Below are 20,233 nucleotides of genomic sequence, written 5' to 3'. Positions count from 1 at the left end.
CTAACCGTGTTTAATTTTCTGCCCATTCTCCGAAAAGCGATCGCCCGTTGGTGGTCCGAATTCACTCTCCAAACTAAATTAATGGCTGCGGCTACTTTAGCCGTTTCTTTGTTGATGAGTGGTTTAACCTTTTGGGCGGTTAACACGATCCAGCAGGATGTGCGTCTCAATGATACCCGTTTTGGCAGGGATCTAGGGCTGTTATTAGCCGCGAATGTCTCCCCCCTCATTGCTGAGGACAATTTAACCGATTTAGCCCGTTTTTCAGCCCGTTTTTATAGTAGTACCTCCAGTGTTCGTTATTTGATCTACGCTAACGAGGAGGGTGAAATATTTTTCGGCATTCCCTATTCTACCGCCGAAGTTAAAAATTCCCTGACGATCGAGCGTCGCATTCAATTACCGGAAAATTATGGCGAAAATGGGGAAACTCCTCTCATCCGTCAGCACAAAACCCCCGACGGTGAAGTAACCGATGTCTTTGTTCCCTTGAATCATGAGGGCAAATATTTGGGAGTATTGGCGATCGGGATCAATCCTAACGCTATTGTGGTGGCTTCTTCTAATCTAACCCGTGATGTTACTATTGCCGTTTTTGTCTCGATTTGGGCCATGGTGATTCTCGGGGCAGTTTTTAATGCTTTAACTATCACCAAACCAATCAAGGAGTTATTAGTCGGGGTCAAAAATATTGCAGCGGGAAATTTTAAGCAGCGCGTTGATTTACCACTAGGAGGAGAGTTAGGGGAATTAATTCTCAGTTTTAATGAAATGGCGGAAAAGTTAGAACGATACGAGGAACAAAATATCGAAGAAATGACCGCCGAAAAAGCCAAACTAGATACGTTAATGTCCACTATTGCTGATGGAGCAATTCTCTTAGATACTAACTTTCAGTTATTATTGATTAATCCCGCAGCTCGGGAAATATTTGGCTGGGAAGATCAGGAAATTATCGGTAAAAATGTTCTACATCTTTTTCCTTCGGAGTTAACGGTTAAACTAACTAAACCTCTCTATCAAATTGCAGCAGGAGAAACCCTCCAACCAGAAGAATCCGCTAATCAAAATCAGAAAAATGCTGTTATTTATCAGGAAAATAATAACTATTCCCCGGCGGAATTTAGATTGTCTTTAACTCACCCGAAACCCTGCACAATTCGCATTTTGTTAACTCAGGTATTCGATCAGTATCGGGAGAATGTCCGGGGAATTGCTGTGACGCTACAGGATATTACCAGAGAAACAGAATTAAATGAGGCAAAAAGTCAATTTATCAGCAATGTTTCCCATGAGTTAAGAACCCCTTTATTTAACATCAAATCTTTTATTGAAACCCTGACAGAATTTGGTGAGGATCTCAGCGATACAGAAAAAAGAGAGTTTTTAGAAACCGCTAATCATGAAACCGATCGCTTAACTCGTTTGGTTAATGATGTTCTCGATCTTTCTCGGTTAGAATCCTCGCGTAACTATAACTTAGATGCGCTCGATATCGGACAATTAATCGAACAAACCCTGAGGACTTATCAACTCAATGCTAGGGATAAAGGACTAGAATTAAGCTCGGACATTGAAGCCAATTTACTGCCAATTTTAGGTCATTATGATCTACTCTTACAGGTATTAACTAATCTAGTCGGTAACTCCCTAAAATTTACTCCTGCTGGCGGTAAAGTGGTGATTCGTGCCTATGAAATCAGCAAAGATAATCCCCAAGAAACTCTCAAAATTCGCGTGGAAGTATCCGATACTGGTATTGGCATCGATGCCGAGGATCAAATTGCTATATTTGATCGCTTCTATCGGGTAGAAAATCGCGTTCATACCCTAGAAGGGACGGGATTAGGATTATCGATCGTCAAAAATATTATCGAAAAACACTATAGTCAAATTCATTTGATTAGTGAAGTGGGAATTGGCACAACTTTCTGGTTCGATCTAGATTCATATCAAGGCTCGATCGCCAGCAAAAAAATTAACGACGTGAGTTTATAAAAGCCAAAGTAATACTGCCCAAAATCATGGTTAATAATAGCAATAATCCCTTATTTCTGAGACACCAATTTTTAAAAACCCTAGGAAGAGGGAGAGGAGGAATTTTTTCGGCTATTATTTGGCTATTTTTGTATAAAGTGCAGCTGGTAGCGTAGGGACGTTGGGGAAAATTACAGCTATCATCGCCATGATACAGACAAGTCTCACACAAAAACTCGCCAGTGACAGCTTGATGTAGGGTCATGCCGGGATGACCATAAGCCTTTAAAATATTAGAACAGTAGGGACATTGTAAGGCTTGACTATCGACCTTGTGCTGACAACGAGGACAGGTAATCATGATCGCTAAATTTTCCCTTTGAGGATTGTCATTGCTAAGGTAGATCCCCCCGCCTATCGGCACCCCCCTTATCAAGGGTAGATCCCCCCGCCTATCGGCACCCCCCTTATCAAGGGTAGATCCCCCCGCCTATCGGCACCCCCCTTATCAAGGGTAGATCCCCCCGCCTATCGGCACCCCCCTTATCAAGGGGGGCAGGGGGGATCGAACCCAAAATCTATCTTCAATTTGATTATAACCAGCTACTTAGCAAAATCCCCGGGCTTTTTCCGGTTATCTCACTAAATAGCTGCGCCATTGGGAGGCAACTTCTTCGAGTAAACGCCAAGTTTTCCCCTCGATCTGTCTTTGTAAATAAAGATCAAAATTGTTGTGTTGTTTGGTATCTTTTTGATGGGGCAATTGTAGAGTTAGATCGTAATCTCCCTGCAAGTGATAAGCGGGCAAATTACCCACATAAATCGGTTCCAGACTGGTGACATTAATTTTGGCAATTTTTACCGACGGCTCATCGATCTGTAAAGATTGACTAAGGCGATCGGATGTGTGACGAAATTGTAATAAAAGGGCTTTAGTGACGATTTCTCCAGGGGGGGCAAATTCTTGGGGGGGAGTGACACTACCACAAGCAGTCAGGAAGACAAGGAAAATACTGGTTAAAAAACTGAGAAAACGGCGCATAGAATGATATTTTGAAAAAGAATGGCAGCGAGTTAAGAAAGATTATGACTCAACCAAATGAGCGAGAGAATTTCAGCCAAGCAGAAACGGTGATCCGACTACAAGAGGCGATCGAGCAGTTAAATTCGATCGTTTCCCAACTTAACACGGGAACGGGGATAGTGTTACCCCCAAAAGTTGCTATTGATAATCTTCTTAACTCAACGCAACAGTTAGCCGCTGCTTTAAAACCAGACGAATTCGCCGGAGTTGAGCAAAGTTTAACCCCAGATTCTCCCATCGAAGCAGTCGAGGGAATCGACGATATTTTACCAGATTTCGAGCAGGTGGAAGGTTGGTGGACGGCAATTTTGAACAAAATTCGCCGACTTTTACCGGCAGGAATTAGCGAAAAAATTCCCGATTGGTTAATCACCGGCTTGTTAACAGGAAGTTTAGTCACTATCCTCTTAGTAGCCGTGATCAGTTTACCGAAAAATCCGGCGGAAATTCCCGAAAATATGCCCGAAGTTATCCCTAGTCTCCCACCGGCAGCCGGGGAAATTATCGAAACTCCCCCAGAATTAACCGCACCAGAGGCACCGATTCCCGTCCCGATTACTAAAGCAAAACCACGATTAACTCCCGAACAAAGTTTAGTCGCAGCTATTCAAGAGGAAATTACCGATTTAACTACTCGTTATCCCACCGGGATTATTGCTACCGTAGAAGCGGACTTTTTGGCTAGTCGTCTAGTAGTTATTTTGGGCGATAATTGGTATAGTCTCGAGGCATCACAACAGGATAAATTGGCTAATTCGGTTTTTCAACGTTGCCAAAGTCTCGATTTTCGCCGCTTGGAAATGAAGGATAATGAAGGAATTCTCCTCGCTAGAAGTCCCGTTGTCGGCGATCAAGTGGTGATTGTCAATCGCACTCAACCCACCGCTGCCATCTCCTCCGGTGAGTAGTTTTCAGCGCGGGGGGAGGGAGTTTCAAGACAGCCTCAACAATTCTTGCCAACCAGTCCGCTTTTTTCCCTCGCTGGTTAGATATCTGAATATACACAAAGATTAGTGATCCCTGACTTAACAGTGCTATAATTGGCTAGGTAAAATTTTGTAACGATTCTTAATCTTGAACCTACCCGATAGTCAATGCTTCCCCCCGTCCCAGGTGGACGCGGCCTTTTTGGTACGAGAAAAATTGCTCCGATCTAACCCAACTCCCTTAAACCTTTCTAGGGTCCCCCTAACCGCCAAAATTTTGCCCTAACTACCAAGAATTAAGAGATTTCAAACTATACCATGAACTCTGTTATTCGTCAACAGCGAGCGCTGATCACCGGAGCCAGTAGCGGCATCGGCAAAGAAACCGCCCTCGCTTTCGCCAAGGCGGGAATTAATCTGGTTTTAATCGGTCGCGATCAGCAAAAATTGGCAACCGTGGCGGCAATGGCGGCAGATTTAGGCGTATCAGCCCAAGCTTACCCCTTAGATTTGGCAGATATCCCGGAAGTAGCTCCTAATATCGCTAAAATCGCCCAAGAATCCGGACCGATCGATATCCTGATCAATAATGCTGGCATGGGTTACACAAATCCCTTAGCTGACACACCTTTGTCAGACTGGCAGCGGGTGATCGACCTGAATTTAACCAGTGTTTACCAGTGTGTGCAGGGGATTTTACCTGCTATGCGTCAACAGGGAGGAGGCACGATCATTAACGTTTCCTCGATCGCCGCCGATAATTTTTTTCCTGATTGGGGGGCCTATAGTGTCAGCAAAGCTGGATTAGTGGCATTTTCTCGCATTTTAGCGATCGAGGAGCGGGCCAACGCCATTCGTGTCACGATTATCACCCCCGGGGCTGTCAATACTCCCATCTGGGACAGCGATAGCGTCAAAGCAGATTTCGATCGCTCGGCCATGTTAACCCCGGATATCATCGCTCAGGCCATTCTGCAAGCGGTGTTACTGCCCAAACAGGCCGTAGTGGAAACGATGACCATTATGCCCAGTGCGGGGGCATTATAACCCGAAATACTTCTATTTATCAATCAATTCGCCTACAGGCATCCTCATTATGACCATAGCTTCTTCTAACGGTTTAAACGGTAATCTAACCGACGCTATCCAAGCACGCGTGACCACTCGCCCCGATCGCAACACCCACAATGGCAAAACCGCCCAAATTCATCCGACTTGCGACGAAAACAAAGAACAGATGATGGATGCGGTCAGAAATATCCTGATCTCGGTGGGGGAAGACCCCGAAAGAGAAGGTTTATTAAAAACCCCCAAACGGGTGGCCGAAGCGATGCAGTTTCTCACCCAGGGCTATCAACAATCCCTAGAAACCCTCGTTAATGGTGCGATCTTCGATGAAGGTCATAATGAGATGGTATTAGTGCGCGATATTGACTTCTTTAGTCTCTGTGAACATCATATGTTACCCTTCATGGGGCGGGCCCACGTTGCCTATATTCCTAACCAAAAGGTGGTCGGATTAAGTAAATTGGCCCGCATTGTGGAAATGTATTCCCGTCGTTTACAGGTCCAAGAGCGCCTCACCCGTCAGATTGCCGAAGCGATTCAAGAAATTCTCGACCCCCAAGGGGTTGCGGTAGTCATGGAAGCAACCCATATGTGCATGGTGATGCGCGGGGTGCAGAAACCGGGATCTTGGACTGTCACCAGCGCCATGTTAGGAGTCTTCCAAGACGAGCAGAAAACCCGCGAGGAGTATCTTAACCTGATCCGTCATAAACCTAATTTCTTCTAGTCAGGGCAATGGGGAAATGGGGGAATTCAACTAAAACCCCAACACCCAAAACCTTCTAACTGATCACTGATCACTGATTTTTTGCAGTCGCTCTAGCAAGAGGGCGACTTTTTTGAGATCTTTATCACCAGGCGATCGCTCAACGCCGCTAGACACATCAATACCCTGGGGGTGCAGCCTGGTTAAAGCTTCACCAATATTATCGGGGTTGAGTCCTCCGGCGAGAAACCAGGGCAAGGGGGGCGAAAAACTGGCTAAGGCTTGCCAGTCTAAGGTATGTCCCGTACCGCCGAGTAATTGGGGATGGTAGGCATCTAAAAGTAAAGTATCGACGCTATTGAAGTAAATTGCCGACTTTTCCCAACTTTCTCTGTCTTTGATCCGCAAAGCCTTGATAATTTCCCGGTCGGGTAATAATTGCCGCAGCCTTTGGCAATATTCGGGAGATTCCCTACCATGTAACTGCACACTTGTCAAGGGGGTTTTAAAAATTATTTGCTGAATAATTTCGGGTTGCTCGTCGGCAAAAACCCCGATAAAATCAATTTTTTCGGGTATAGCGGCGATAATAGCGTTAATTTGCTCGATTTTGACGTAACGAGGCGAACTTGGTACGAGGATAAAACCTAAGGCCGTAGCTCCTAAATTAGCGATCGCTTGTCCTTGGTCTGGTTGGGTAATGCCGCAAATTTTAATTCGCATTTAATCTTATTCACAAAACGTTACAAAAACTGTTAAGTATTCAAACAAAAAGCAGTTTCGGGTCAAGAGCTTTTTATAATGCCCTGTGATTAACAAAATCTTATCAAGACTGGAGTGCCAATGATCCCTTCCACCTTACTTTTAGCCACTGCTCAAACCATTCCCTGGAATTTATCCGTCGGGATTACCATGACCTTAGCTAACCTAGTAGCCTTCGTTATCGGTTATTTTGCCATCCAAAATACCGGGGCCGGCCCTGCTTTACCCTTACCGCAGTTAGCCTCGAAAAAAAGCTTCGGTCTGCCAGAATTATTGGCTACCATGAGTTTTGGCCATATTCTCGGTGCGGGACTGGTTCTCGGTCTTTCTAATGCGGGTATTCTCTAATCAGTAATCAGTGACCAGTAAACCTCAGAGAGAGGAGTAAGAAGCCAGTAGTCAGGAGAACTAGGCATAAAGAGATTTTAGGCAACTTCATCCCTATTTTTCCCATTTTTGAACTCTCAAAAGTTAATTATGCCAGAAGTCTAGTAATCGTCCAGATCGGGTGATTATTCTGGCTGCTGGCGAGAAAATTAAGAAAGCAGTGGCCCAAGTCGAAGCTGGATACTTTGCTGACGAAGAAGAAGCAGTATTTGCTAAATCAACTCATGAAAGTTAGATAGCTGCGGAAAGAAGTATCGAAAATAATTGGTAAATCCGAACGTTGCCAATCGCTTAATTAATCGTAAATATTGCCTCTAAAGTTAATCTCATAAATAAAGATTTCGTCTGTCTCCTTGCCGATTTCAAAAATAACTCGCATTTTGCCAACACGAATTCTGGAGAATCCTTTCAACTCACCTTTGAGTTTTTTGATATCAAGTTCTTCAGGGGGATAAACGTTTTGAGTTTCAAGGCAGGTTTTGAGAATACTAATTTTAGTCAAAACAGATTTTCGGCTATTGGCATCTAGTTTCTCCAAAAATTTATTGGCTGATCTACTGATTCTGATCTTCACGATTAAACCAGTCTGTAATATCAACGAAGCGGTCGTCTTTGTAATCAACAGGATTAAAGTTTGCTTCTATGTCAGCTTGTTCTATATCATCAACATAGGGAATCAGCATCTCGAAGAATTTAAACCATTCTTCCCGCATAACTTCGCGGACGCTTTCCTTGATGATAGTTTTGAGCATTAGAGCATCTAAGGTGTTTGCCGGCTCCATATATTTTCCTCCAATCTACTTGAATTCTAGCAGCAGATCAAGAAAACGGGTTTCTTACAGCAGTTATCTTAAGGATTTTAGTTTTCTCAAGCCACTGTTCGAGGCAAGTCAAGAGATTGGGAGAGATTCAGGTAATCTAAAAATAGGCGGTTAAAGTGGGTCTTAGCTTACCTGATAACGTTCTTAAAATCTATCTTCAGTAAAAGTTACTCATTTTAGCTATCTAGCTATATAAATGAGTAACTTCAAAAGGTTTTAGATAGGTTTTTGGTTTCTATATTTAACCCCGATCCTCACAAACAAAGTCCACTACTCGATCGATTTCCCGGGATGAGCGGATGCGACGACTACCGCTGCCGAGTTCGCCACCACGACAATTGGCCCACCAACGTTCGCGACTGCCATTAACGATCGCATCAAATTCTCTAATTCTGCCACTATCATAATAACTGCGGCGATCGACGACAAAACGACCGATATTGGGGAGGCGAAATTCTTTGTAAAGATTATCTTCCCAACCGCCACCAGAATTACCGTGATGGTTGTCGGTGCGTACCTCAAACTCGCCCCGACAACCATTTCTCACCACAATATTGCCGTTTTCGAAATCCCAATTACCCTCACAGGGAGCAGCGGAGCGAGTGCGGATTAATCTGACTTGGGCCCGTCTAGCGTTGACGGGACAGCGAGTAGTGCGACCGCTTTGACTTTCACAATTAATTCTCGTGGTTCTGGCCGCTGCTGGCTCGCTCCCCAGGGGATAAATTAGCAACAAACCGAGACTAGATAATAAAATTTGGCGAAACATTGTTTTTATCTCCAAGAAATTCTCTAGTTTATCTTACAGGGGTATCAAGAAAATGAGTAGTAGTGCTTGAAGTGCCTTAATCAACAAAAAAGAAGGGTGATTTAACTTCACCCTTCCCCCTATTCGGTAAATTTTCTTGCCATCTTTAGAGAGCGTTACCGCGAGGTAATACTTCTTCAGGGAAGATAAAGTTTTCGTGGGGTTGGTCTTGGGGAGCCATCCAAGCTCTCAGACCTTCGTTAAGCAGAATATTTTTAGTGTAGAAGGTTTCAAATTCCGGGTCTTCGGCCGCTCTCAATTCCTGAGAAACGAAGTCATAGGCCCGGAGGTTAAGGGCTAATCCCACCACACCCACAGCACTCATCCATAAACCAGTCACGGGGACAAAGAGCATGAAGAAGTGTAACCAACGTTTGTTGGAGAAAGCGATGCCGAAGATTTGCGACCAGAAACGGTTCGCAGTGACCATGGAGTAGGTTTCTTCCGCTTGGGTGGGTTCAAAAGCTCGGAAAGTGTTGGAACCTTCACCGTCTTCAAACAGGGTATTTTCTACGGTCGCTCCGTGAATAGCACAGAGAAGCGCACCACCGAGGATACCAGCTACACCCATCATGTGGAAGGGGTTCAGGGTCCAGTTGTGGAAGCCTTGGAAGAAAAGAATGAAACGGAAGATACCAGCCACGCCGAAGCTAGGGGCAAAGAACCAGCTAGACTGACCGAGGGGGTACATCAGGAAGACACTGACGAACACCGCAATCGGGCCAGAGAAGGCGAGGGCGTTGTAGGGACGAATGCCGACTAAACGGGCGATTTCAAACTGACGTAGCATGAAGCCAATCAGGCCGAAAGCACCGTGCAGGGCGACAAAGGGCCATAAACCGCCGATTTGACACCAACGGGTGAAGTTACCTTGGGCTTCCGGTCCCCAGAGAAAGAGGATGGAGTGACCGAAGGCATCGGCGGGGGTGGAGACGGCTACAGTCAGGAAGTTGCCGCCTTCCAAGTAGGAACTGGCTAACCCGTGGGTGTACCAGGAGGTGACGAAGGTGGTGCCGGTTAACCATCCACCTAGGGCCATGAAGGCGCAGGGGAAGAGTAGTAAACCAGACCAACCGATGAAGACGAAACGGTCTCTTTTGAGCCAGTCATCGAGAGCATCAAACAGCCCTCTTTCTGGGGCGCGTCCGACAGCAATGGTCATGGGGGTTTTCTCCGAAAAATGTATATTATTGCTAAGATTCCGCCCTCTCTTCTCCATCTATCCGAGCAGGCGAGCAGATGTGTGGAAGAATTGTGAGAAATCTTTACTTTTCTTAACTTACACTATATTGGAAAAAATGACCAATATTTTTTAGGTCGATCTTAAGAAAATCTAAAATTTTTCGGGGAGACCACTTGCTGGGCGTTGCGGGAGGAGACCACTTCGTGCGCGTTGCGGGGGGATTTGGGGAGATGGGGAGATATGCCGCCTCAATTGCTTGGTATTGTCGTCTTCACGTCTTGAGTGGAATGCTGGACACCTCTGTGGGGTAATTCTCCCCAAATTGAGGTGATTAAACCGCACGGTGCGCTATTAAGTCCTATTAAGGGGTGTTAGACCGATGGCAGTGGGATACTATAATAGAGGAGGTTGCTCGACCGCAGGGGGCGGTATAATTGATGGCTGGGCTGAACAAGAAGGAGAATTCATGTACAAAGATGATATTCTGAACCTGATAAAGCAATCACCACTTGAGATTGATACTGAAATACAAATGACTGGAAAGCCCCCAACAATGGCTAACTCCGAATTTCTCACGAACAAGGAACAGGGTGATTGGGCTGAAACAATCGTCTTTAAGGCAGTCAATGAATATTCTGGTGATTATTTTGCTGTTAAATATGGTCGTTCCGAATCAATAGCCGCAGGTGATGATGGATTTGCTGATTTCTATATGGAATATCAGAGTGAACTTAATGCGATAGGTAAGAGGCCAGATATCTTGATATTTAAGGTCAGAGACTTTCCGGATGGAAGTATTGACATTGAAAATGATCAGCACATAAGACAGGCTGTGGCTGCGATTGAAGTAAGATCAAGTTCTTTTTTAGCAGACAAATATGCGGCATTCATGAGGGACAGACAAGATCGGGCCATTAAAAAATGCGACGAAATTAGACGAGACATAATCAATACCGACCTGGGTGATCTATTAAGGCGAAAAAACCAGACAATTTACGATCTAATGTTAAATGCTACAGATGACACCTTTAGAGAATTAGACTTTCGTTGTCCGTCATGGTCATCAACAAAAGAGTTAAGAAATCTAACTGAATTACTGAAGAATCTCAAAGAAAATATAAAAATACTGCACAAACGCGATTATTTGGGCATTACCCCAAAAATTGAAGATGTTGCCTTGGTCAACAGGTGGATTCAGAAATATAATGTCAAGCATTTTTATCTACAAGTATTTTTTGACAAGGCATATATAATATCATTTAAAGATATTTTGGCACTGGTTTCAAACGATAACAATGATGGAAATAATTTTTCAATAGAAAGAGATGTAAAAAATCAAGGCAAAACTACGATCAAGATCAATGTGCAAATTGGAAAAGAAGTCCTTGGAAAAATTGATATGCCTGAACATAAATCGGCTCTGAAAGAATTAGATAGGGGTCGTCTGCTTTTTTATGTGACTTTTGCAGGCGGCAAGGGATACCTTGATAATAAAATATTTCTAAGGGATGTTATTAATGCGTGAGTTAAAATATATAGCTGAAACTCCACTTAATCATAGGAAGGATTACGGTCAGTTTTTTACACCTATGTGCGTTGCTCGCCTCATGGTACAGTGGGTTTTAAAAGATAATCCAGAAACAGTATTAGACCCAGCGTTTGGCTTAGGCGTTTTTTATGATGAAGCAATAAAAACACCTTCAGGTAATCAAGTACATTTCATGGGATATGAGATTGATAGAAATATATTTGAGTTTCTCAATCGTAATGGTGACAGTCCTTATTTGAGAGTTATCAATAGTGATTACCTCGAAGCTGAAACTGAAAATTTTGACGGTATCATCTGTAATCCACCATATATGCGATTTCAGAAATTTCTTAAGCGTCATGATATATTACCAAAAATTGAAGAAAAAATAGGTAAGAAACTTATCGGTTACTCTAATATCTCTTCCGTATTCCTTGTCAAGTCTTTAAGAGAACTTAAAATCAATGGTAACTTGGCGTATATTATGCCTTTTGAGTTTTTTAATACTGGCTACGGAAAAGAAATCAAAAAAAGTCTCCTTGAAAATCATTTATTGAAGCAAATAATAATCTTTGCCAATGAAAAAGAAATTTTCCCAGAGGCAACGACAACCGTTTGTGTGCTTCTTTGTAAAAATGACGGAAAAAAAGAAACCATTAAAATTTTACAGATCAAAAAAAGTGATGAAATAGATAAAATATCTGATATTAGTAAATTCTATCAGTGGGAAATCGAACCATCGAATTTACCATACAACCAAAAGTGGACACCTATCATTTCATCATTGTTCACTGAACAAGTATCTCCAAATGGCTTCTGTAAGTTGTCCCTATACGGTACGTTTACGAGAGGTATTGCCACTGGCGCAAATGAATTTTTTGCGTTAAAAAAATCAAAAATTGAGCAACGGAAGTTGAGTGATAATAATATTTGTAAGTGTATTACAAAAAGCTCTCAAATCCGCAAAGCAGTATTTACTGAGCATGATTTTAATATACTATACAATGAGGATAAGCCAGTCCATTGTTTAGATGTAAAAGATCACGACAACTCTGAAATACGAAATTACATAAAAGAAGGCGAAAAATTGGGATACCATGAGAGGTATCTTACAAAAACAAGGAACACCTGGTACAAAATTGAAAAGAGAAAACCGGCTCCAATTTTATTCGGTGTCTTTAGCAGGGGCAGGTTAAAAGTAATACGCAATTTCACAACAGCAATAAATTTTACCTGCTTTCATTCCTTTTATCCAAATAAATTCGGAGAACAATGTATTAATAAATTATTTGTGTATTTGCTCAGTGATATTGGACAGGAAATAATAAAAATCAATAAACGAAGTTATGGTGATGAATTAGACAAGTTTGAACCAAGGGATTTGAATGATAGCTTATGTCCAAGCCAGAAACAATTTGAAATGATCAGTGATGAAGATGCTGAAGAAGTAATTAGCATTGCACAAAATGATCACCAAAAAGCAATTCTCATGAGTAATGCTCTGATCAAAAGACTTATGGACTCCCAACAATGCGCTGCACCGGACGGCAATTCCGCTGCGCTCCATAGTGCGATCGCTATCGATGCAGGGTGCGTTCCCTGATGCAACTCCTACTGCTGCACCGATAGATTTTGGGGAACGCATCATGCTCATTCATTGAAGCAAGTGATTGCCAGCTAACAACGCCTCTGCACACCGACTACCGAGAGTTAATCGGTGATGACGCTAGGGTTATCCCCACAGTGAACAGCAATCAGTGAACTGAAAACCCACATCTGATCACTAATACCCTAAAACCCCAACACCCAAGCCCTGCTATACAATGGTTTTTGACTTGTTTTTTGGAAGGGAACGCTAAACTATGTATTCGATCGATATTACCCTGAAACTTTCGCCCATCCCCATTTCCGTGCAGCGCAAGGAAGAAGCAGGAGCAGACTCTTTGTATCAAACAATTATTAACGCCATGCGATCGCCGAATCCAGAATTATTAGAATTAACCTGCGAAAAACAAACCGATAAAAAGGTGGCGGTTTTGAGCGATCAGATCAGTGCGGTGATTGTGTCACAAAAATCCGGGGCTGCCTCCACCGGCAGAGTGCCGGGGTTTGTCACCTTAGCCACAGAATAGTTCTTTCATCAGTTATCAGTGTGCAGTAACCAGTAATCAGTGACAAGAAAACGGCAACCGCCTAGATAACACTTTCCACTGAAAACTCAAAACTCAAAACTGATAACTGATAAGCTGTTCATAATTTAAATTGCTCGTTGAGACGAGTCAAGAGGCACTCTTGCAAGAGGCAACAGTAAAGGGATTGGAGGAGATTGGGCTGATCATTAAGAATAAGCGGTTTAAATAGGGTTTGCGGCAAAAAGTACGGGCGAAGCATTCGGATAGAAAATCTACGGTTTCATCGATAGGTTATTGCCCGAATGCTTCGCCCCTACAGGACTCGGGCCGATGAAGACGCAAGGTTTGGAAGCACGATTCTCTCAAAATCTTGTACCTGTGGGAGCAAGAAAAGCCACAAAACCCCTATCTTGCCTACATTTCACATTTATTCAGCAAGCCCTAAATAAGTCTTAGCTTAACTGATAACTGATAACTGATAACTGATAATTCATGACTATAAAAGTAACAGACCTCTGCTTTAGCTGGCCGAATGGGAAATCAGTATTAAATGGCTGCTCTTTACAAGTTCCTAGAGGGGAATTTTGGATGTTGTTGGGGACAAATGGCAGCGGTAAATCAACCCTGCTGCGGCTCTTAGCGGGATTATTAAAACCCAGTCGCGGGGAAATAGAGATACCTAACCCCCTCGGTTTTGTTTTTCAAAATCCCGACCATCAGTTAGTTATGCCAACAGTGGGAGCAGATGTGGCCTTTGGGTTGGTATCCGAGGGTTTATCCACGCCGGCAATTCGGGCGCGGGTGCGGGAATCCCTAGGGGCGGTGAATTTATTAGAAATGGAAAAACGACCGATCTATGCTCTCAGTGGCGGACAAAAGCAAAGAATCGCCATTGCGGGGGCTTTAGCTCGTCATTGCGAGGTTTTGCTCTTTGATGAACCCACCGCCCTTTTGGATGGGGATACCCAAATAGAATTAGTCTCTCAAGTGCAGAAATTGGTCAAAAACCGAGGGATTACAGCCCTTTGGGTGACGCATCGCCTGGAGGAATTGGATTACAGCGATGGGGCATTTTTGTTAGAGGGGGGTAAGGTAACGGATCGGGGAAATCCCCTAGACTTAAAAGCGAGATTATTGGCAAGTGTGGCGGTTGAATCTTAAATTTTTTGTTAATATCATTAGGATGCTGTTTTTTAGAACTGCCCTTAATGCTACACCAATTACTCTCAAAGCCATGGTTAATTCTTCTGATCGTTCCCTTCTGCTGGTTGACGGCTACAACGTCATCGGCGCTTGGCCGTCCCTGAAAAAAATTAGCGATCGCCACGGTCTCGAACCGGCGCGAGACAAGTTAATTGAAACCCTAATCGGTTACACCCACCATCAGGGTTATCAAACCCAAATCGTCTTCGATTCCTACCTTCAAGATACCCCCGGCAGCCAGGAACGCTACACTAACCATTTATCGGTTTATTTTACCGCTCACGCTCAAACCGCCGACACCTATATCGAGAAAACCTGCGCCGATTTTTGGCACGATCGCGCCCCAGCTATCGGACGGATTATCGTCGCTACCTCTGATAATGCCCAAAAAATGACCGTTATGGGTTATGGGGCCCACTGGATTTCCGCTCAACGTCTGGAAGTCGAGGTGGATTTAACCGGTCGTCGTCTGAGAAAATCCCAGAGTTCTTCTCAAAGTCCCAAAGGGCGTTTTTTATTCCATTCTCTCGATGCTCAGGTGCAACAGAAATTAGAGAAAATGCGCCACGGAATTAGTTATCAAAAACCTTGACAAATTACCCCAAATATGTATCGACAAAATCCCCAGTAGAGGCACAGGTAACTGTGTCTCTAAGCTTTTCAAGGTCAGTTGCGGTTCAGGGGATTTTGTCAAAAGCTGGCCCATCTAAACCACTGGTTTCACAGCTGCAATTCTGCTAAACCTAAATAATAAATTCCCGTGGGTGTCACTTGGAAGCGACAGGGTAAAACCTTGACTCCTTTAGCCACTGCTTGACGCAATAATTGCCCGTATTTAGCATCCTTACTATCCCCCGGAGCAAATCGGTCACAATCACCCCGATTAATAAAGTAGAACATAATCGCCTCCGCTGCCGGCAATAAAGCCATTAATTCCTGTAAATGCTTCTGTCCCCGCGTGGTGACAGTATCGGGAAAAAGTGCCGTTTCTCCCTGATTCCAAGTGGTATTTTTAACCTCGATATAGGTGAGGGAATTATCCTCATGGGTCAAAAGAAAATCAATTCTACTGCCATTATTTTGACCGTAGGCCACTTCCGATCGCACTTCGGTGTCATTTTTGACCAAATCGGGAAAAACTCCCTGCAACAGGGCATTTTTCACCACCTGATTAGGAAGATTGGTATTAACTCCCACCCAAGTTTCCCCCAGTTGAATCATCTCCCAGGTATAAGCTAATTTTCGCTTCGGGTTATCACTGCGAGAAAGATAAACCGGTTGACCTTCTACGCATACATCGGTCATCGGTCCGGTATTAGCGCAATGGGCCGTAATTAATTCTCCGTTGTCCAATTGTATATCGGCAAAAAAGCGTTTGTAACGTTTAATTAAAATACCCTTGACAAGAGAAGGGTAAGTGTGAACTAACAAGGGAGTCATCAAATTTCTGCCGAGGAATATAAGGTAAAGAATAGCCTTTTTTTGGGAATCTTAACCTGAAGACAGTAGATAGGGATTTAGGGAGATAGGGAGATGGGGAAATTTCGGCTAAATTCCCCACTACCCCACCACTCCACCACCCAATTCATAATTCATAATTCATAATTCATAATTCCCAACCCCCAACCCCTATTCCCGAAAAACTGATAACCGCTCAGGTACAATAAAACCTTGAGGCTTAATAGACATTGAGATTATGGGTAACACTTTCGGACGACTATTTCGGGTTTCCACTTTTGGAGAATCTCACGGGGGTGGGGTAGGAGTGGTTATCGATGGTTGTCCTCCGCGCTTAGAAATTTCTGAAGAGGAGATTCAAATCGATTTAGACCGTCGCAAACCGGGACAAAGCAGAATCGTGACCCCGCGTCGGGAAAATGACATTTGTGAGATAATTTCGGGCGTTTTTGAGGGCAAAACCCTCGGTACACCGATCGCTATTTTAGTGCGGAATCAGGATGCTCGCTCGCAAGATTACAACGAAATGGCCGAGAAATTCCGACCTTCCCATGCGGATGCCACCTACGAAGCAAAATACGGCATTCGCAACTGGAAAGGAGGAGGCAGATCTTCGGCCCGGGAAACCATCGGCCGGGTGGCTGCAGGAGCGATCGCTAAAAAAATCCTTAAATCTGTCTATAATGTCGAGATTATCGGTTATGTGAAGCGAATTAAAGATATTGAGGCAATCATCGACCCCAACACCGTCACCCTCGACGAGGTGGAAAGTAATATAGTGCGTTGTCCCAACGGGGAAACGGCCGACCAAATGATCGCCCTGATCGACCAAATTCGCCTGAATAAAGACTCGATCGGCGGTGTGGTGGAATGTGTAGCCAGAAATGTGCCGAAAGGTCTAGGAGAACCCGTTTTTGATAAGCTAGAAGCCGATTTAGCTAAGGGGATGATGTCCTTACCCGCAAGTAAGGGATTTGAAATCGGATCGGGATTCGCGGGAACCTTCTTAACCGGCAGCGAACACAATGACGAGTATTTTATCGATGATAACGGGGAAATTCGCACCACGAGCAATCGTTCGGGGGGTATCCAAGGGGGAATCAGTAACGGTGAAAATATTATTATCCGCATCGCTTTTAAACCCACCGCAACTATCGGTAAAGAACAAAAAACCGTGACGCGCAGCGGGGAAGAAACCACCCTGGCAGCCAAAGGAAGACACGATCCTTGCGTTTTACCCCGGGCCGTCCCAATGGTAGAAGCGATGATGGCTTTGGTATTATGCGATCATCTGCTCCGTTTTCAGGGACAATGTACGATTAGCGATCGCTTTTTCTAAACCTTTACCCGCGATGAAATTTTTATTCCTTCATTCCAATTTTCCCGCCCAATTTCGCCATTTAAGCACGGTTTTGGCTCAAGACCCCCGAAATCAAGTTATTTTCGGCACTACCCGGCAAGAGGGAGAGATAGCGGGGGTAAAAAAATTTATTTACAAGGAAAGTCGCGCTGTTTCTCCCCAAACCCATCATTATGTCCGTCCCCTCGAAAGTGCGGTTTTACAAGGTCAAGCGGTTTATGGTGTTTGCCAACAACTGAAAAATCAAGGATTTTATCCCGATATTGTCTATGCACATTCTGGCTGGGGGCCGGGCCTATTTATCAAGGATATTTTCCCGAAAACTAAGTTTTTAGCCTATTTTGAATGGTTTTATCATGCCCATGGTTCCGATGCTGATTTTGATCCGGCGGATCCCCTCAATGCTGATGCCGAAGCCCGGATTAGAATTAAAAATGCGACGATCCTCATCGATCTGGTCAGTTGCGATCGAGGTTTATCGCCGACTATCTGGCAAAAACAACAATTTCCCCCAGAATTTCACTCGAAACTGACGGTTTTACACGATGGCATCGATACGGACTATTTCTGTCCCCGTCCCGATGTGCAGTTAGTCATTCCAGAGATAGGTTTAGATTTATCCGGTGTTAAGGAGATTGTCACCTATGCAACCCGGGGAATGGAACCCTATCGCGGTTTTCCCCAATTTATGACGGCTGTTTCCCTAATTTTAGCCCGTCGGCCTAACTGTCATGTGGTGATTGTCGGGGAGGATCGGGTTGCTTATGGGAAAACTTTACCGGACGGCAAAACCTATAAACAATTGATGTTAGAAAGCCTTTCTTTGGATTTATCCCGGGTGCATTTTACCGGTTCTCTGCCCTACGGTCAATATAAACAGGTTTTACAGGCATCGGCAGCCCATATCTATCTTACCCGTCCTTTTGTGCTGTCCTGGTCAATGTTAGAGGCTATGGCCATGGGTTGCGTGGTGATTGGTTCCGATACTCCCCCCGTGCGAGAATTAATTACTGATGGGGAAAATGGTTTATTAGTGGATTTCTTTTCTCCCCAACAAATAGCCGATCGCGTGGATGAAGTGTTAGATTATCCCCAGGGTTGGCAAAATCTGCGTTTAAATGCCAGGGAAACTATCAAGCAACGCTACGACCTCAAACAATGTTTACAGAATCATCTAGATTGGTTATTGAGTTGATCAAATGAGAGCATTTTCAAAAAAATACTGTCTTTCAAAGGATTCATATCGCTATTAAATTCTTTCTCTTACAATCCTAATTCCTTCCCAAGCAGGAATATTACCTGCTCGTCTTTCTTCTAATAATACGGAGGCGATGAAACGGTTAAAAACTTGTTCCCTTGTGATGGAATATTGAGAATTTAATTCTCGGCATTCTGCAACTGTTAAGTTAACCCATAATCTTTATATAGGCAGAAAAAATTACCATTTTATATTGTTATGTTGATTCAATAATTTTTATCCCTGCTCTAAATTCCCGCAGTGCTTGAGCATGATTTTCTATACCAATACAACGCATCAATAAATCTACATCTAAACTCGGTAAAAGTTGCGATTTACTAACAGCCTCATATCCCTCATTTCCTAAACTATAAAACAATAACTCGTCGTTCATCCAAAACCAAACTTCAGGAATTTGTAACCGTTTGTATGCTTCCAGTTTATCAATTCCTCCACTACTAACAACCACCTCAATCACTAAATCAGGATGTTTTCTATTGGCTCCCAACTCATAGGATTTATCACCTTCTCTTTTAACCTTTTCAAATTCATTTTCTAAGGTGACAGAACCAGTAGGAGTAAAATCTAATCCCAAAAATTCTAAATAAATTTCTAGTAAAGCACCAATACGTTCTTTGATAGTTTCGTGTTTTTTCCCTGGCATTTTTCTAATCTCCAAAACTCCATCTAAAAAAGATAACCTTAACCCTGGGCGATCAATTAGCTGTTCAACAGCTTTAAATTCTCTCCAGGTTAAGTCACTAATTAAAATTGGTTCTGCTTCTCGTTCAATGAGTGTAGTTATCATAATTTAAACCCAAATTTAGAGCGTGAATTTTGTTGACTATGATATGATATAAAAACAGAGTATCATAAAAAACATCATGCAAGCATACAAACTCAAAGGAAAAATTGATCAATCTGGTAACTTGCTGATTACCGAACCCCTGAATTTACCCCCCGGAAATGTGGAAATTGTAGTTTGGGCAGCCACAGATACCCTTGATCATACCACAACCCCAACCACTGAACCAGCACCAGAAACACCAAAAAGAAAATCTAGGATCAAAGCATTTCAGGGTTTATTTGAAAATGCCCCTGCCATTCCGGCAGACTTTGATCCAGATCAAGCTAAATATGAATATTTAAAGGAGAAATATAACCTGTGAAAATCCTGATAGATACTAATATCATTATTGATAATGCCTTAGAAAGAGAACCTTTTTGGAATGCAAGTGAACAAGTTTTATCACTAATTGAAAAAGGCACAATTGCAGGTTATATTTCCGCCTCAACTTTTAGTGATTTGTATTATATTATCCGTAAGGCAAGAGGTCGAGATTGGACGCTTACTTATTTAAAGCAGTTAATTACTTTTTGTCAAATTGCTACAGTAAATCAGGCTGCAATTATAATGGCTTTCACAACCAATTTTCAGGATTTTGAAGATTCTATTCAATACTCTACTGCGGTAGTTAATAAATTGGATGCAATTATTACCCGTAATCCTCAAGATTTCCCCATTGTCACACCACGAATTATCACTCCTGAACAATTAATTGCCGAATTAACCAACTCTCATTAGCAAATTTA

The 20,233-nt window shown here is 43.2% G+C and carries 23 protein-coding genes; 14 read left to right on the top strand and 9 right to left on the bottom strand.

Features of this window, described 5'->3' with window-relative positions:
- Positions 1-6: 6 nt before the first annotated feature.
- The gene (gene nblS / locus ACQY1Y_RS17920) at positions 7-1,998 is read left to right on the top strand and encodes a two-component system sensor histidine kinase NblS (protein ID WP_002735697.1); all 1,992 of its coding nucleotides are present in this window, start codon (positions 7-9) and stop codon (positions 1,996-1,998) included.
- Here the strand turns inward: nblS and ACQY1Y_RS17915 are convergent.
- Together ACQY1Y_RS17915 and ACQY1Y_RS17910 are read right to left on the bottom strand one after the other, a co-directional pair.
- On the bottom strand, positions 1,979-2,338 hold the full coding sequence (locus ACQY1Y_RS17915) for a hypothetical protein (protein WP_002735775.1): 360 nt from the start codon (positions 2,336-2,338) through the stop codon (positions 1,979-1,981). The two genes, nblS and ACQY1Y_RS17915, sit on opposite strands and share 20 nt — an antisense overlap.
- A gap of 273 nt (positions 2,339-2,611) precedes the next feature.
- Positions 2,612-3,019 carry a hypothetical protein gene (locus ACQY1Y_RS17910; protein WP_002737932.1) on the bottom strand — a complete coding sequence of 136 codons (408 nt, stop codon included), beginning with the start codon at positions 3,017-3,019 and terminating at the stop codon, positions 2,612-2,614.
- A 44-nt stretch (positions 3,020-3,063) separates the two neighbouring features.
- Here ACQY1Y_RS17910 and ACQY1Y_RS17905 point away from each other — a divergent pair, with 44 nt between their 5' ends.
- The 3 genes from ACQY1Y_RS17905 to folE all read left to right on the top strand — a co-directional run bounded on the left by ACQY1Y_RS17905 (position 3,064) and on the right by folE (position 5,782).
- The gene (locus ACQY1Y_RS17905; RefSeq protein ID WP_430013265.1) at positions 3,064-3,969 is read left to right on the top strand and encodes a hypothetical protein; all 906 of its coding nucleotides are present in this window, start codon (positions 3,064-3,066) and stop codon (positions 3,967-3,969) included.
- A gap of 336 nt (positions 3,970-4,305) precedes the next feature.
- Positions 4,306-5,034: an SDR family oxidoreductase gene (locus ACQY1Y_RS17900; protein WP_287700162.1), complete on the top strand. Its 729-nt coding sequence runs from the start codon at positions 4,306-4,308 to the stop codon at positions 5,032-5,034.
- A gap of 49 nt (positions 5,035-5,083) precedes the next feature.
- Positions 5,084-5,782, top strand: coding sequence for a GTP cyclohydrolase I FolE (gene folE / locus ACQY1Y_RS17895; RefSeq protein ID WP_002751379.1), 699 nt, complete (start codon positions 5,084-5,086; stop codon positions 5,780-5,782).
- Between the two features lie 63 nt (positions 5,783-5,845).
- Here folE and ACQY1Y_RS17890 read toward each other — a convergent pair whose 3' ends face one another.
- Complete coding sequence (locus ACQY1Y_RS17890; RefSeq protein ID WP_430013264.1) at positions 5,846-6,484, bottom strand: phosphoribosylanthranilate isomerase; 639 nt, start codon at positions 6,482-6,484, stop codon at positions 5,846-5,848.
- A 120-nt stretch (positions 6,485-6,604) separates the two neighbouring features.
- Between ACQY1Y_RS17890 and psaK the strand changes: the two genes are divergently transcribed.
- Positions 6,605-6,871, top strand: coding sequence for a photosystem I reaction center subunit PsaK (gene psaK, locus ACQY1Y_RS17885; protein WP_002736399.1), 267 nt, complete (start codon positions 6,605-6,607; stop codon positions 6,869-6,871).
- 334 nt (positions 6,872-7,205) lie between these two features.
- Here the strand turns inward: psaK and ACQY1Y_RS17880 are convergent, their stop codons facing one another.
- The 4 genes from ACQY1Y_RS17880 to psbD all read right to left on the bottom strand — a co-directional run bounded on the left by ACQY1Y_RS17880 (position 7,206) and on the right by psbD (position 9,701).
- Positions 7,206-7,484 (bottom strand): type II toxin-antitoxin system RelE family toxin, encoded by a 279-nt coding sequence (locus ACQY1Y_RS17880; protein ID WP_271935460.1) that lies wholly within the window; start codon positions 7,482-7,484, stop codon positions 7,206-7,208.
- Positions 7,465-7,692 carry a hypothetical protein gene (locus ACQY1Y_RS17875; RefSeq protein ID WP_430013263.1) on the bottom strand — a complete coding sequence of 76 codons (228 nt, stop codon included), beginning with the start codon at positions 7,690-7,692 and terminating at the stop codon, positions 7,465-7,467. Before ACQY1Y_RS17875 ends, ACQY1Y_RS17880 begins: the two co-directional genes overlap by 20 nt.
- A gap of 280 nt (positions 7,693-7,972) precedes the next feature.
- Positions 7,973-8,500 (bottom strand): DUF3011 domain-containing protein, encoded by a 528-nt coding sequence (locus ACQY1Y_RS17870; protein ID WP_430013262.1) that lies wholly within the window; start codon positions 8,498-8,500, stop codon positions 7,973-7,975.
- Between the two features lie 145 nt (positions 8,501-8,645).
- Positions 8,646-9,701 (bottom strand): photosystem II D2 protein (photosystem q(a) protein), encoded by a 1,056-nt coding sequence (gene psbD / locus ACQY1Y_RS17865; protein WP_002737445.1) that lies wholly within the window; start codon positions 9,699-9,701, stop codon positions 8,646-8,648.
- Positions 9,702-10,101: 400 nt separating this feature from the next.
- On the opposite strand from psbD, the gene ACQY1Y_RS17860 reads away from it, so the two are divergent.
- From ACQY1Y_RS17860 to ACQY1Y_RS17840, 5 genes are all read left to right on the top strand, one after another.
- Positions 10,102-11,247, top strand: coding sequence for an AccI family restriction endonuclease (locus tag ACQY1Y_RS17860; protein WP_430013261.1), 1,146 nt, complete (start codon positions 10,102-10,104; stop codon positions 11,245-11,247).
- The gene (locus ACQY1Y_RS17855; RefSeq protein WP_430013260.1) at positions 11,240-12,853 is read left to right on the top strand and encodes an HsdM family class I SAM-dependent methyltransferase; all 1,614 of its coding nucleotides are present in this window, start codon (positions 11,240-11,242) and stop codon (positions 12,851-12,853) included. The genes ACQY1Y_RS17860 and ACQY1Y_RS17855 overlap by 8 nt, the downstream gene beginning before the upstream one ends.
- Before the next feature lie 259 nt (positions 12,854-13,112).
- Positions 13,113-13,382: a hypothetical protein gene (locus ACQY1Y_RS17850; RefSeq protein ID WP_123229920.1), complete on the top strand. Its 270-nt coding sequence runs from the start codon at positions 13,113-13,115 to the stop codon at positions 13,380-13,382.
- Positions 13,383-13,874: 492 nt separating this feature from the next.
- Complete coding sequence (locus tag ACQY1Y_RS17845; protein ID WP_430013259.1) at positions 13,875-14,543, top strand: energy-coupling factor ABC transporter ATP-binding protein; 669 nt, start codon at positions 13,875-13,877, stop codon at positions 14,541-14,543.
- A gap of 22 nt (positions 14,544-14,565) precedes the next feature.
- On the top strand, positions 14,566-15,177 hold the full coding sequence (locus tag ACQY1Y_RS17840; RefSeq protein ID WP_016516428.1) for an NYN domain-containing protein: 612 nt from the start codon (positions 14,566-14,568) through the stop codon (positions 15,175-15,177).
- A gap of 128 nt (positions 15,178-15,305) precedes the next feature.
- Here ACQY1Y_RS17840 and sfsA read toward each other — a convergent pair whose 3' ends face one another.
- A complete protein-coding gene (gene sfsA, locus ACQY1Y_RS17835; RefSeq protein WP_130757550.1) occupies positions 15,306-16,025 on the bottom strand; it encodes a DNA/RNA nuclease SfsA in 720 nt (239 codons plus the stop codon).
- A 256-nt stretch (positions 16,026-16,281) separates the two neighbouring features.
- Between sfsA and aroC the strand changes: the two genes are divergently transcribed.
- Both aroC and ACQY1Y_RS17825 read left to right on the top strand, forming a co-directional pair.
- Entirely contained in the window at positions 16,282-17,382 is a 1,101-nt protein-coding gene (gene aroC, locus ACQY1Y_RS17830; RefSeq protein ID WP_430013258.1) for a chorismate synthase, read from the top strand.
- Positions 17,383-17,395: 13 nt separating this feature from the next.
- Positions 17,396-18,598, top strand: a complete 1,203-nt coding sequence (locus tag ACQY1Y_RS17825) for a glycosyltransferase family 4 protein (RefSeq protein ID WP_430013257.1) — start codon at positions 17,396-17,398, stop codon at positions 18,596-18,598.
- A gap of 259 nt (positions 18,599-18,857) precedes the next feature.
- Here the strand turns inward: ACQY1Y_RS17825 and ACQY1Y_RS17820 are convergent, their stop codons facing one another.
- Positions 18,858-19,448, bottom strand: coding sequence for a Uma2 family endonuclease (locus tag ACQY1Y_RS17820; protein ID WP_430013256.1), 591 nt, complete (start codon positions 19,446-19,448; stop codon positions 18,858-18,860).
- A 76-nt stretch (positions 19,449-19,524) separates the two neighbouring features.
- Between ACQY1Y_RS17820 and ACQY1Y_RS17815 the strand changes: the two genes are divergently transcribed.
- The gene (locus tag ACQY1Y_RS17815) at positions 19,525-19,809 is read left to right on the top strand and encodes a hypothetical protein (RefSeq protein ID WP_002755003.1); all 285 of its coding nucleotides are present in this window, start codon (positions 19,525-19,527) and stop codon (positions 19,807-19,809) included.
- A complete protein-coding gene (locus tag ACQY1Y_RS17810; protein WP_002756819.1) occupies positions 19,806-20,225 on the top strand; it encodes a type II toxin-antitoxin system VapC family toxin in 420 nt (139 codons plus the stop codon). The genes ACQY1Y_RS17815 and ACQY1Y_RS17810 overlap by 4 nt, the downstream gene beginning before the upstream one ends.
- Positions 20,226-20,233: the final 8 nt, after the last annotated feature.

The sequence above is a fragment of the Microcystis ichthyoblabe FBCC-A1114 genome, assembly GCF_050500245.1.
In the GTDB taxonomy this organism is placed as follows: domain Bacteria; phylum Cyanobacteriota; class Cyanobacteriia; order Cyanobacteriales; family Microcystaceae; genus Microcystis; species Microcystis ichthyoblabe_A.
The sequence above is the reverse complement of the archived record's forward strand: the minus strand, read 5'-3'. Positions and strand labels throughout refer to the sequence as shown.

Coding starts and splice junctions, on each gene's coding strand:
- ACQY1Y_RS17915 (WP_002735775.1), bottom strand. CDS start 2,338: ATGATTACCTGTCCTCGTTGTCAGCACAAGGTCGATAGTCAAGCCTTA.
- ACQY1Y_RS17840 (WP_016516428.1), top strand. CDS start 14,566: ATGCTGTTTTTTAGAACTGCCCTTAATGCTACACCAATTACTCTCAAA.
- ACQY1Y_RS17910 (WP_002737932.1), bottom strand. CDS start 3,019: ATGCGCCGTTTTCTCAGTTTTTTAACCAGTATTTTCCTTGTCTTCCTG.
- ACQY1Y_RS17825 (WP_430013257.1), top strand. CDS start 17,396: ATGAAATTTTTATTCCTTCATTCCAATTTTCCCGCCCAATTTCGCCAT.
- ACQY1Y_RS17855 (WP_430013260.1), top strand. CDS start 11,240: ATGCGTGAGTTAAAATATATAGCTGAAACTCCACTTAATCATAGGAAG.
- ACQY1Y_RS17870 (WP_430013262.1), bottom strand. CDS start 8,500: ATGTTTCGCCAAATTTTATTATCTAGTCTCGGTTTGTTGCTAATTTAT.
- ACQY1Y_RS17860 (WP_430013261.1), top strand. CDS start 10,102: ATGGCAGTGGGATACTATAATAGAGGAGGTTGCTCGACCGCAGGGGGC.
- ACQY1Y_RS17905 (WP_430013265.1), top strand. CDS start 3,064: ATGACTCAACCAAATGAGCGAGAGAATTTCAGCCAAGCAGAAACGGTG.
- ACQY1Y_RS17845 (WP_430013259.1), top strand. CDS start 13,875: ATGACTATAAAAGTAACAGACCTCTGCTTTAGCTGGCCGAATGGGAAA.
- psbD (WP_002737445.1), bottom strand. CDS start 9,701: ATGACCATTGCTGTCGGACGCGCCCCAGAAAGAGGGCTGTTTGATGCT.
- ACQY1Y_RS17875 (WP_430013263.1), bottom strand. CDS start 7,692: ATGGAGCCGGCAAACACCTTAGATGCTCTAATGCTCAAAACTATCATC.
- psaK (WP_002736399.1), top strand. CDS start 6,605: ATGATCCCTTCCACCTTACTTTTAGCCACTGCTCAAACCATTCCCTGG.
- sfsA (WP_130757550.1), bottom strand. CDS start 16,025: ATGACTCCCTTGTTAGTTCACACTTACCCTTCTCTTGTCAAGGGTATT.
- ACQY1Y_RS17815 (WP_002755003.1), top strand. CDS start 19,525: ATGCAAGCATACAAACTCAAAGGAAAAATTGATCAATCTGGTAACTTG.
- ACQY1Y_RS17850 (WP_123229920.1), top strand. CDS start 13,113: ATGTATTCGATCGATATTACCCTGAAACTTTCGCCCATCCCCATTTCC.
- folE (WP_002751379.1), top strand. CDS start 5,084: ATGACCATAGCTTCTTCTAACGGTTTAAACGGTAATCTAACCGACGCT.
- ACQY1Y_RS17890 (WP_430013264.1), bottom strand. CDS start 6,484: ATGCGAATTAAAATTTGCGGCATTACCCAACCAGACCAAGGACAAGCG.
- ACQY1Y_RS17900 (WP_287700162.1), top strand. CDS start 4,306: ATGAACTCTGTTATTCGTCAACAGCGAGCGCTGATCACCGGAGCCAGT.
- ACQY1Y_RS17820 (WP_430013256.1), bottom strand. CDS start 19,448: ATGATAACTACACTCATTGAACGAGAAGCAGAACCAATTTTAATTAGT.
- aroC (WP_430013258.1), top strand. CDS start 16,282: ATGGGTAACACTTTCGGACGACTATTTCGGGTTTCCACTTTTGGAGAA.